10 protein-coding genes are annotated in these 11,048 nt (G+C 45.2%); 6 read left to right on the top strand and 4 right to left on the bottom strand.

Going from position 1 to position 11,048, the window contains the following annotated elements; all coding sequences use genetic code 11:
- The first annotated feature begins 50 nt into the window (after positions 1-50).
- The 4 genes from J6I44_RS17915 (at position 51) to folP (ending at position 5,650) form a co-directional block, all read left to right on the top strand.
- Positions 51-2,807, top strand: coding sequence for a TonB-dependent receptor (locus J6I44_RS17915; protein WP_265767563.1), 2,757 nt, complete (start codon positions 51-53; stop codon positions 2,805-2,807).
- Between the two features lie 89 nt (positions 2,808-2,896).
- The gene (locus tag J6I44_RS17920; RefSeq protein ID WP_265767564.1) at positions 2,897-4,147 is read left to right on the top strand and encodes an alkaline phosphatase family protein; all 1,251 of its coding nucleotides are present in this window, start codon (positions 2,897-2,899) and stop codon (positions 4,145-4,147) included.
- A gap of 210 nt (positions 4,148-4,357) precedes the next feature.
- On the top strand, positions 4,358-4,699 hold the full coding sequence (locus J6I44_RS17925) for a DUF3470 domain-containing protein (protein WP_265767566.1): 342 nt from the start codon (positions 4,358-4,360) through the stop codon (positions 4,697-4,699).
- A gap of 120 nt (positions 4,700-4,819) precedes the next feature.
- Complete coding sequence (gene folP / locus J6I44_RS17930; protein WP_265767567.1) at positions 4,820-5,650, top strand: dihydropteroate synthase; 831 nt, start codon at positions 4,820-4,822, stop codon at positions 5,648-5,650.
- Between the two features lie 70 nt (positions 5,651-5,720).
- Here the strand turns inward: folP and J6I44_RS17935 are convergent, their stop codons facing one another.
- Complete coding sequence (locus tag J6I44_RS17935; RefSeq protein ID WP_265767568.1) at positions 5,721-6,095, bottom strand: four helix bundle protein; 375 nt, start codon at positions 6,093-6,095, stop codon at positions 5,721-5,723.
- A gap of 210 nt (positions 6,096-6,305) precedes the next feature.
- On the opposite strand from J6I44_RS17935, the gene cdaA reads away from it, so the two are divergent.
- Positions 6,306-7,124, top strand: coding sequence for a diadenylate cyclase CdaA (gene cdaA, locus J6I44_RS17940; protein ID WP_265767569.1), 819 nt, complete (start codon positions 6,306-6,308; stop codon positions 7,122-7,124).
- 141 nt (positions 7,125-7,265) lie between these two features.
- Here the strand turns inward: cdaA and J6I44_RS17945 are convergent, their stop codons facing one another.
- A complete protein-coding gene (locus tag J6I44_RS17945) occupies positions 7,266-8,210 on the bottom strand; it encodes a patatin-like phospholipase family protein (protein ID WP_265767570.1) in 945 nt (314 codons plus the stop codon).
- A 168-nt stretch (positions 8,211-8,378) separates the two neighbouring features.
- Here J6I44_RS17945 and J6I44_RS17950 point away from each other — a divergent pair, with 168 nt between their 5' ends.
- On the top strand, positions 8,379-9,251 hold the full coding sequence (locus J6I44_RS17950; protein ID WP_265767571.1) for a DUF4097 family beta strand repeat-containing protein: 873 nt from the start codon (positions 8,379-8,381) through the stop codon (positions 9,249-9,251).
- 31 nt (positions 9,252-9,282) lie between these two features.
- Here the strand turns inward: J6I44_RS17950 and meaB are convergent, their stop codons facing one another.
- Complete coding sequence (meaB, locus tag J6I44_RS17955) at positions 9,283-10,377, bottom strand: methylmalonyl Co-A mutase-associated GTPase MeaB (protein ID WP_265767572.1); 1,095 nt, start codon at positions 10,375-10,377, stop codon at positions 9,283-9,285.
- 116 nt (positions 10,378-10,493) lie between these two features.
- Complete coding sequence (locus J6I44_RS17960) at positions 10,494-10,865, bottom strand: endonuclease domain-containing protein (RefSeq protein WP_265767573.1); 372 nt, start codon at positions 10,863-10,865, stop codon at positions 10,494-10,496.
- Positions 10,866-11,048: the final 183 nt, after the last annotated feature.

Here is an 11,048-nt window from a genome sequence, read left to right on the forward strand (position 1 = left end):
ACAGTACCATTTATCTAACCATTAACTAAAACGAACATATATCTATCGATATGAAACGTTACTTATTTTTGTTTATAGCTTTAATAGCTTTTCCACTAATATCGACTGCTCAAATAAACGGACAGGTATTTGATGCAGAAACAAACCAACCCTTACCAGGAGCTAACGTTGTCGTAGAAGATACCCAAACGGGAACATCTACAGATGCTGAAGGTGAATTTACAATTGATGCCGAGGAAGGTGATGTCTTGGTTATATCATTTGTTGGATATAATACCCAAGAGGTTACGGCAGAACAGGGTATGGAAATATTCCTTCAGCCTGACGAAGAAATGTTGGGTGAAATTGTAGTATCAAGCAATGTTATTGACATTGCCCGAGCCCGGGAAACGCCTGTTGCGGTATCTACTATAACGCCGGCAGAAATTTCTCAGGAAATTGGGAATCAGGAGTTTCCGGAAATTATGAATAAGACACCCGGTGCGTATGCAACGAAGCAGAGTGGTGGATATGGTGATTCCCGTATAAGTTTGCGTGGGTTTGATCAAAATAATACAGCGTTTTTGATTAACGGGCAGCCCGTCAATGATATGGAAAACGGCTGGGTGTACTGGTCTAACTGGCAGGGATTGACGGATGTTGCATCCGGTATACAGATTCAGCGCGGATTAGGTGCCACGAACCTTGCGGTACCGTCGGTAGGTGGAACCATTTCGATTTTTACAAAAACAGCGGAGCAAGAAAAAGGCGGTTCTGTTTCTCAGCTGGTAGGGAATGATGGCTATACCAAAACGGCTGCGTCCTATAATACAGGGCTTGGTGATAATGGATGGTCCGCTTCTTTCCTTTTAAGTTATTGGCAAGGAAATGGGTATGTAAATAATACCAGCGGTGAAGGTTGGACTTATTTTGGGGCTGTAGGGTATGATCCGAATGATAGCCACTCTTTCAACCTGTCTGTGCTCGGAGCAGGTCAGTGGCACCATCAGCGTGGTACGAATGTTTCTATTCGTGATTTCCAAAACTTTGGAGATGATGGTATTGACCCACGCTGGAACAGCAACGGTGGTACGTTAAATGGTGAAGCATTCAACATGGAGCGTAACTTTTATAATAAACCGTTGGCCACCTTAAACTGGGATTGGAATATCAGCGACAACGTATCGCTGGCTACCTCCCTGTATGGTTCTGCCGGACGTGGTGGCGGGACCGGACCACGCGGAAATAACTACTTCAATTCAGCCATTGACCTTTACCCCTTCGGAGGTGGCCAATATCAGGAAGACCTGACGGCTCACTACTTGGAAGGTGGTGATGGCGCGGCTTCAAGAAAGGAAGACGGCTCGATCAATTTTGATAACGTAGTGGATGTAAACCGATCTACGACTTCGGGCTACAACGGAGCCCTCGGTGCATATAACGGTCAGCTGATTGGGTCGCACGGATACAGTGAGAATGGCGTTAATAATGCCGTACTTGTTCGCAGAGCTTCGATGAATTCCCATAACTGGTTTGGGGGTATTTCTAAACTGGAAGCCGAAGTTGATAAATTTACACTCTCGTTGGGTGTTGACCTTCGAAAATACACCGGCTATCATTACCGTGCACTCAATAACTTAATGGGCTTGGATGGCTACTTTTCTGGAGGTGATGATTCTAACGGTAATCAAAATTCTCTTGGTAAAATCCTTGAAAGTGAAAATACCATTGAGGCCTCTCCTTTCCATGATACCGGGATCTCTGGTCCAAAAATTGACTACTACAACCTCGGCCTTGTGAACTGGCAGGGGGTAAACGGTATGGTTGAGTATGACAGTGGTGACATGTTTACAGCCGTTATCCAAGGTGGGGTTTCCAACCAATCGTATCAGCGAGAGGACTTTTTCGACCAGCAGGGCAATGCGCTGTCTGAAAAGAAAAATGTCCTGGGCGGTTATGTGAAAGGTGGTGCAAACTTCAACATTTCAGATCGCCACAATGTTTTTGCCAATGCCGGTTTCATCTCGAAGCAACCGCTCTTTGATGCTGTTTTCCCAGGCTTTGCTAATGATATAAATCCGGATCTGCAAAATGAGCAGATTACTTCAATTGAGCTTGGATATGGATACACCTCTTATGCCTTTGATGTAAACGTAAACCTCTATTCTACGGTGTGGGGTAACCGTTTTGTCGAGCGAACTATTCCTGACCCCAATAACCCCAATCAAGATGCCACTGCGCAGTTTGATGATGTGGATCAACGCCATAATGGTATTGAGGTCGAGACGACCGTCCGCCCAACGAATAATTTAAGATTGGATGGGACATTGTCCGTAGGTGACTGGAAGTATACCAATAACTTTAATGCTACCCTGTTTGATGAGGATCGAAACGAAATCGGTACGTCTACGCTTTATACCGACGGCGTAAAAGTAGGTGATGCAGCTCAATTTGTCGGCTATCTGGGAGCTGACTATCGTCTTGGAGATTGGAGCATCGATGCCGGCTACCGGTATGTAGACAATCTGTATGCCAACTATAGTATTACAGATGATGCTTTTGCTGATCCTGATAATGAAGGCGCTCTCAAGCTTCCTTCCTATGGGTTGGTAGATTTAGGCTCAACATTCCGATTCGACTTTTTTGGACAGTCGGCATCATTAAGGGTTAATGTCAACAACCTGTTTGATACGACCTATATTTCTGAGTCTGAAACCAATTATCACGCTGCTTCCGGAGATGAGACCTGGAACGGTATACACAACCGTAACTTTGTATGGTTTGGTTTTGGCAGAACCTGGAATGCATCGTTGAAGTACAACTTCTAACAGTCTGCTTTCAGGCTTGAAAAGTGATTGAAATTGAAGGGGCAGTCTCGCTATTTGGGGCTGTCCTTTTTATTTTTGAACTGAACTTAATGATTACAAATAGAATGCAGAAAAGATACGTTCTTTGTTTAGCAGCGATAGTTCTAGCACTGACATTTATAGGCTGTCATGATCAACAGCAAACACAAAATTCGCAGCATAAGTTACTACTCATCTCTTTTGACGGTTTTCGTTATGACTATTTAAACAAAGTGGATACTCCACATTTTGATAGCCTGGCTGCCGGGGGTGTGCAGGCCGAAGGACTTATTCCTGTTTTTCCCAGCAAAACCTTTCCCAACCACTATGCCATTGCCACGGGACTCTATCCCGAAAACTCCGGCTTCGTGGGGAACACCATGTATGATCCAAAATGGAAAGAGTGGTATCGCATTCGTGATCGTAAGGCTGTGGAAGATGGCAAATGGTACGGGGGCGAGCCCATCTGGAATACCCTCGAAAAGCAGGGAATACGTACGGGCACCATGTTTTGGGTGGGATCGGAAGCGAATATCCAGGGTATGCATCCCACCAACTGGAAGAAGTATGACGGAGATATGCCGTTTAAAGCACGTGTGGACACGGTTGTCAAATGGCTGAGTGCACCGGATACACAAGCCGTAGACTTTGCCACCCTTTATTTCGAGCATGTAGACGGTATAGGACATCGCTATGGCACCGAGTCTGATTCTCTTAAAGCCGCTATTCGAGAATCCGATCGCATCATGGGATATCTGAAAGAACAACTGTGGAATAAAAACCTTTGGGACAACACTAACATACTGATTGTTTCTGACCACGGGATGGTCGACCTGGCAGCGGATAAAACCATATTCCTTGACCAGATCATTGATATTGCAGATACGGAACGCATTATCTGGGGGCCACTGACGATGATCCAACCCAAAGAAGGGACAGAAGAGCAGGTCTACCAGGCGCTGAAGAAAAAGGAGAAGCATTACCGGGTTTATAGGAAAGAAGAAATTCCTGAGCGGTATCATCTAAAAAATCACGGGCGGGTTACGGATCTCGTAGTCGTTGCTGACTTGGGATACATGGTGCTAAATTCAAAGTACAAGGAACAGTTCGTTCAATCGCTGCCTCGTGCAACCCATGGCTATGATCCGGCGGAAAAGAAGATGGAAGCTCTTTTCCTGGCGCATGGACCCGCATTTAAATCGGACACCACCGTCAAGGCCTTCCAGAATATTCATCTATATGAGTTGATGAATCATGTGATGGGCACCAAGTCCGCTCCCAACGACGGATCTCTGGATAGCGTGCGGGTGCTGTTAAGGTAAGAGTTGCTTTAGGTTAGGTGGACGCCATCAATAAACGGTGTGGCACTATATGGTGCGGTCCACTTCCAAAGTGGGCTGCACCTTCTAAAAGAAATAGCTAAATTAAGAGTCCGTCTAAATTAGATTCTCTGGCATAAAACGTTGCATATATCCGTTGAAGCCGGGATATTACGGCCCACTATTGAAATAACAAAGAATACCTGATTTCTAATGGCATACGTAGTAACGGAACCCTGTATCAACTGTAAGTACACCAACTGTGCGGCTGTTTGTCCGGTGGATGCATTTTTAGAGGGGCCCAACTTTTTGACTATTGATCCGCTTGCCTGTATCGATTGTGATGCATGCGTAGCTGAATGTCCGGTAGAAGCCATTTATCCTGACGATGAAGTACCCATGGAATGGGAGCACTATATTGATCTTAACGATCGATTGGCTGAGCAATGGCAGGGACGCATTATTAATGAAACCAAAGAGGAACTCCCCGAAGCAGATGAGTGGGCTGAGGTTACAGATAAGCTTGATCAGCTTATAGAAGAATGGGATGATTAGTTATTTTCGTTAATAGTTATTTGTTTACAGTTGTCTCATCATCCAAGATGAGTGGTTTAGAATATAAGAACCCACCGATAACCAATAACTATTAACATTTTTTGAAGGTCTCCAATATTTATGGACTTAACGATCAGGGATAAAGTTTTAGACCTCTCACCTCCTAAAATTATGGGGATTCTGAATGTAACACCTGATTCGTTCTCTGACGGTGGAGCCTTTAACGAGACGGATGCAGCCATGCAACATATTGCAGAGATGGTTGCAGAAGGGGCGGATATCATTGATGTAGGGGGAGAGTCCACACGTCCCGGCTCCGACCCGGTGGCAGCGGAGGAGGAATCAAACAGGGTTATACCCATCCTTGAGCGGGCCATTCCAGCATATCCCGATACATTTTTTTCGGTCGACACCACAAAATATACTGTTGCTGAAGAAGCTCTGAAGCTTGGTGCGCACTTCATTAATGATGTGAGCGGGATGCAAAAAGAGCCTCGCCTTGCCAACTTATGTGCAGAGTACGAGGCTGGCTATATCCTGATGCATTCGCAGGGAGATCCCAAAACAATGCAACAAGACCCTACTTATGATGATGTTGTAAATGATCTTTACCTGTTTTTTAAAGAGCAGGTGGAGGCCGCTCAGGCGAAAGGCGTCGAACGGCTTATTATAGATCCCGGTATTGGTTTTGGAAAAACACTGCAGCATAACACGGCCCTTATCCGGGAGCTAAAATCCTTTCAATCTCTGGATTGCCCAATACTGGTAGGGGCTTCACGCAAGTCTATGATCGGGGAAATTTTGAACGACCGCACTGTGGACGATCGCCTTATTGGCACCATTGCTGTTCATTACCATGCGCTTATTAATGGGGCTAACATCATCCGCGTACATGATGTAAAAGAGGCTCGTGACTCGCTGGCCGTCTTTAACGCTCTTTCCGCTAAATAGAACTTTTTGATTCCAGTTTTCGGATCCCAGATTCTGGATGCTTGATGTCAGAGCCCAGTATCCTACTGGATCATCTGGTGCTTTTGTGATTTTTCTGAACGGAAGACAAAAAGTTATTGATCATTTTGCTTAGAATATTGAGGCGTTCGTGCAACTGTTGAAACTGGGTGTCATCTTTTCGGGAACCAGTCTCATGCAATGTTTCCAAGTGATCTATGGTCTCATCAGTAGAAGCTAAGGCATAAATAATAAACCGGATAAAATCGTTTTTATAATGCCGCCGTCCATATCCTTCTACTATGTTAGCTTTTACAGCTTTCATAGATCTGCGGATTTGTGACCCCGTTTCATATAGCTCAAATTTGGGAAGATTCAAACTCATCTTATGGATATCAATAACTAATTCCCTTGATCGTTGCCAGATATCCAGTTTTTTATAACCCATTGTGTTATGAATTTATTTGCGTTGTCCTTGGTAAGGTCCTCAAACCAGCAATTCCTTACAAGAAACTTTAAATAAGATTGAGATCTTCGTACCTGAAATATCTGGCATCCGCTATCTGGTATCCTGTCAACAAAAATCGGAGGCCTTCTCAAACTTTCTAAAATTATAGTTATATTTATAGAAAATATCCTAAGCTAAAGAGATACTCCCTTGATCCCCATTGGATTCTTAGAATTTGGTATTACAGACTTCATTGAAGTCCTGATTATTACCACGGTACTATTCTACCTTTATCGGTGGATCCGGGGAACTTTTGCCATTCAGGCAGCAGTGGGCCTGGTATTTATTATTATCATTAATGCTGCCGTAAGCGCACTGGGCTTTACCACCATCAACTTTATTTTAAGGGGCATTCTGGATGTAGGGGTGTTGGCCGTCATTATCATCTTCCAGCCCGAGATCCGTAAGCTGCTGTACCGACTGGGACAGAACACCAACCTGGATCGCTTTTTTGTTCGTTCTAATTCCGATACCATTATCGATGAAGTGATCGATGCGGTACGTAATATGTCGCATTCCCAAACCGGGGCCCTCATCGTCTTTGCCCGCTCTTCTTCATTGCAGGATCTGGTGGATGTAGGGGTAAAACTGGATGCCCGGGTCAATAGTAAACTCCTTCAAACCATCTTTAACAAATCAACGCCCCTGCACGACGGCGCGGTTGTCATACGGAACAATCGCATAGTTGCAGCCAGCTGTTATCTGCCGATCTCTCAGAACCAGAATATTTCATCGGTCTTTGGAACCCGTCACCGGGCAGCCGTAGGGATTACCGAGACGAATAATGTATTTGTGGTTGTCGTTTCTGAAGAGACCGGCCGTATTTCAATTGCTGAAAAAGGTTCGCTTACCAGTGGACTCACCATCCAGAAGTTACGGAGTGAAATGCAGGAGGCTCTGGGTGAGCAAAATATGGACGATGAGGGCGTTGCCTTTTCTTCTGCCCAGTCGGAGTTAAACCTGAATTAAGTGTACCTTTTTCTGCCTGCTATCCGATCTTGCAAGTACTACGCGAAGAGTATGCGTAAGCCTTGCGAACACTTCGCGTAGTGCTCGCAGAGCCTTTGCATAGGGTAGGCATGGTCCATTTACATATATGGACTAAATAATTTAACTTGGATCTTCCTCTTCAGGGACATTATCTAATATTTCTTGTGCCCGTTTTTTGCCTCGCTCATAGCGTTCCTCAAGTTTGTCCCGTTTAAAGTTCAGGGAGTCGCCCAGAAGTTCCTGGGGCGCTACTATATGCGATTTGATAAATTTATAGGGCATGCCATTGGGTTTTTTTAGGGTAGAACCCTGCTGTTCCGCCTGACCCACCAGCCGATTGATCTGGACGAAGCGCTTAATGTCTTCCTTAAAAATTTCTTCCAGCATGACATCAATGGCCCGTTTGGCAATTTTCAAAATATCGTTCACTTCAACATCTTCCTCACGATTGCCAATTGGTTCAGTAGGAATAATAACGACCTCATCCGGATTGTACGGGAGTACCTCAGCAATAGGAGAAATATTACGAATACCCCCATCCACAAGCACTTGTCCGTAGAAATCCACGGGGTCAAACTGCACCGGGATGGCGGAGGAGGCCAGGACCCGAAGAATATCATCTTCATCAATTTGGTGGCCGTTGCGCCGAATAGTTGCATTCACATAGTGACCCTTCTGCAGAGAAACAAAACCAAAATGAAAGGGAATCTGCACCTCTTGACCCAGCAGATGGTTAGTGAGCAGGCGTTTCAGCGGTGTATGATCATTAAGTCCACGGGGTGGATCGGTAAGCCCGATTTTGTATAACGTAAACTCTTTGATTACGCCGGCCAGCGATCGACTTGTTAGTATGTCACTCCTGCTGATTACCTGCCATAGCCGCTGAAGTTCCTTAAACTGTTGGGTGGCTATCATAGCACCATTGAGGGCTCCAACACTTACGCCGCTCAGGACATCGAACTGATAGCCCCGTTCAAAAAATACCTCCAGCGCACCTACCTGGAAGGCGCCCTTGGCCCCGCCTCCGGAAAGAACCAGCGCTATCTTCTTATCTTGGTCAGGCATATCCGTATTTTTTTGATGAAATGCTAATACTAAGATATAAAAAAATAAGAGGGTGTAAACCTTCTCCAGGTTTTAAGCTGGGGCCGATCGTTAATATGTTAATCTGCTACAACTTTTTAGTCTGTCTTTCGTACAGTGCGATGTACTTTTAATAAAATGGGTTCAGTTATGAAATATGTAAAGACAGGTTTTTTTACGGCACTATTGATCACACTGGCTGGAACGGTGTGGGCGCAAGATGAAGCATTCAAGTTGAACGAAACATATCCTATTGCGGAAGAAGGAACGCTCCACTTAGTCAGCGATGACGCCGAGGTAACGATAGAAGGCGCGGATCGATCCGATGTGCACGTGGTCATTTACCGCCATGTAGATATGGATGGCTGGAAAGTGGAGAAGAGCGGTACTTTTGATGTGGAGGTCAAACAAAGAGATGGGGATCTGTATATCACCGAAAAGAGTGATGAAGAACGGCGCGTAGTTGTAGGTAGTGTGAAAGAAGAGTACCAGATTACCATTCAGGCTCCTCACGATATTGCACTCGATATTCAGGGTGACGACGACCGGTACACTATCCGAAATATAAATCGGGGCATTAGGCTGGAAGCCGATGATACCGAAGCTGAGATCCTTAATGCCGGCGGTCAACAATTCAATTTCAGCATGGACGACGGACGTATTAACATGGATAGGGGGCAGGGTTCCTTAGAACTTTCGATGGATGACGGAACCTTTTCGGTAGCCCAAGGCACATTTGATAATTGGAATACCCAAATGGATGACGGTATCATTACGCTTGGGACTCGGCTTGTTGATGGAGGATCATATAGTTTAGATATGGATGATGGTTCCCTGAAGCTAAACATAGCCGGTGGTGGGGGACGTTTTATCATTAACCATGATGACCCGGAGATAGATTTTGGAGGTTCATTCGAAGCAGTACGTGCGGGCGAAAATCATTCGGAGTATCGATTAGCCGGCGGCAATGCAGAAGTCGAAATTAACACCGACGACGGAGAGATTACCTTAAGCGTGATTTGATGTACTGCTATTTTTAACTAAAATCATGAATTTAGCGAAAGTGCTTAAAGTACAACTCCAGTAATTGTTGCGCAGCCCGGAATGAGCTGAGTTCTCCTGCCAGCACTTTTTGCTCAATCTCGGATTGTCGCTTCTTAATTGCAGGATGCTCAAAAAAGTGGCTGCTGAGCTGTCGTTCAATAGTGTCATGCATCCAGTGCCGGGCTTGTTGATTCCGCCGAGTTTGAAAATAACCATTCTTTTTAGTCAGCTCGATATAATCCAGGATGAGTTGCCAGATATCGGCAATACCCTGGTTTGTCAGTGCCGAGCAGCTTGTAACTTGGGGCGTCCATCCGGATTCCGTCTCAGGGTACAAGTGCAGAGCGTTTTTATATTCCCGCAAGGCTTGCTGTACCGCTTGTTGGGGAGCTTCATCTGTTTTGTTGATGGCGATCGCGTCGGCCATCTCCATAATGCCTCGTTTGATGCCCTGCAGTTCATCCCCGGCCCCGGCCAACATCAGCAGCAGAAAGAAATCCACCATAGAATGTACGGCCGTTTCCGACTGTCCCACGCCTACTGTTTCAATAAAAATGGTATCATAGCCGGCGGCTTCGCAAAGGTACATCGCTTCACGTGTTTTCCGAGCCACGCCACCCAGCGATCCCCCGGTTGGAGAGGGACGGATATAGGCCTGATCGCTATTGGAGAGGGTTTCCATACGGGTTTTATCACCCAGGATGCTGCCCTTGCTGCGTGTGCTACTGGGATCAATGGCCAGCACCGCTAATTTTTGTCCCTGTTCAATAATATGGTTGCCCAACGATTCAATAAAGGTGCTTTTGCCTACGCCGGGCACGCCGGTAATGCCGATACGGATCGCATTTCCGGTATCCGGGAGACACCGCTCGATAATTTTCTGTGCTTGCTCTTGATGTTCCGGTAGGCTACTTTCAATCAGAGTGATAGCCCGGCTCAAAATCGTGCGATCGCCAGCTTTAATGCCTTCCACATATTCATCGATGGATAGTGCTTGTCGTTGGCTAAACTGCTTGCGGCTATCCGGATTGATGGAGTGGTTCTGTTCTACACCCTTGTTCACTGAGAGAGAAGAGTCATTATTTTTGTCTGGATTTTTAGGCATTTAATAAAGTTGATCACACCCCTCCCGTTTTGCGGCGTTCCCATTAAGGGGAGAAGTATTAATCCCTCCTTGAGGAGGGGCTCCCGATTAATCGGGGCGGGAGGTGTTTTTCTTATTTAGGTATTTTGTTTTATCCAATTCTCAATTATTGAAACTACGGAATCAATATCCTGTTTTATTTCCTCATTCTCGAATCTTAAAAACTGTACTCCATAAATTTCTAATTCTTGTTGTCGGTCTAAATCGCTTACACTGACTTTTGGATGCTCATGTACTTTGCCATCAACTTCGATGGCTAACATTAATTCATGGCAGTAAAAATCGACTATATATTTTAACATTGGAATTTGTCGGTGAAACTGATAGTCTAAGCTCTTATTTCGAATTTTTTGCCATAATAAGACTTCTGCATGAGTCATATTCTTGCGGAGATTTCTCGCAAGAGTTTTTAGTTTGGGTTCATATGGAATAATTTTGTTTTTTGCCACGCGAAATAAAATATGATTACACCCATCCCTCCAACTTAAAAACAAGTTGGAGTACTTCTGTTAGACTTACCAACCTATTGCAAATGGCAATAATCTTGTCATTTTAAAAATACCAGCCGGCCGGAGAAAGGCTAAGGAGTACACTGGAGTTTAGACTCCAAGGAGGGAATCAGCCCCTCCGGC

The sequence above is a fragment of the Fodinibius salsisoli genome, assembly GCF_026229185.1.
Taxonomy (GTDB): domain Bacteria; phylum Bacteroidota; class Rhodothermia; order Balneolales; family Balneolaceae; genus Fodinibius; species Fodinibius salsisoli.

Bases quoted from the DNA above. Each gene is read 5' to 3' on its own strand.
- J6I44_RS17915 (WP_265767563.1), top strand. From the start codon at position 51: ATGAAACGTTACTTATTTTTGTTTATAGCTTTAATAGCTTTTCCACTA.
- J6I44_RS17920 (WP_265767564.1), top strand. From the start codon at position 2,897: ATGATTACAAATAGAATGCAGAAAAGATACGTTCTTTGTTTAGCAGCG.
- J6I44_RS17925 (WP_265767566.1), top strand. From the start codon at position 4,358: ATGGCATACGTAGTAACGGAACCCTGTATCAACTGTAAGTACACCAAC.
- folP (WP_265767567.1), top strand. From the start codon at position 4,820: ATGGACTTAACGATCAGGGATAAAGTTTTAGACCTCTCACCTCCTAAA.
- J6I44_RS17935 (WP_265767568.1), bottom strand. From the start codon at position 6,095: ATGGGTTATAAAAAACTGGATATCTGGCAACGATCAAGGGAATTAGTT.
- J6I44_RS17945 (WP_265767570.1), bottom strand. From the start codon at position 8,210: ATGCCTGACCAAGATAAGAAGATAGCGCTGGTTCTTTCCGGAGGCGGG.
- J6I44_RS17950 (WP_265767571.1), top strand. From the start codon at position 8,379: ATGAAATATGTAAAGACAGGTTTTTTTACGGCACTATTGATCACACTG.
- meaB (WP_265767572.1), bottom strand. From the start codon at position 10,377: ATGCCTAAAAATCCAGACAAAAATAATGACTCTTCTCTCTCAGTGAAC.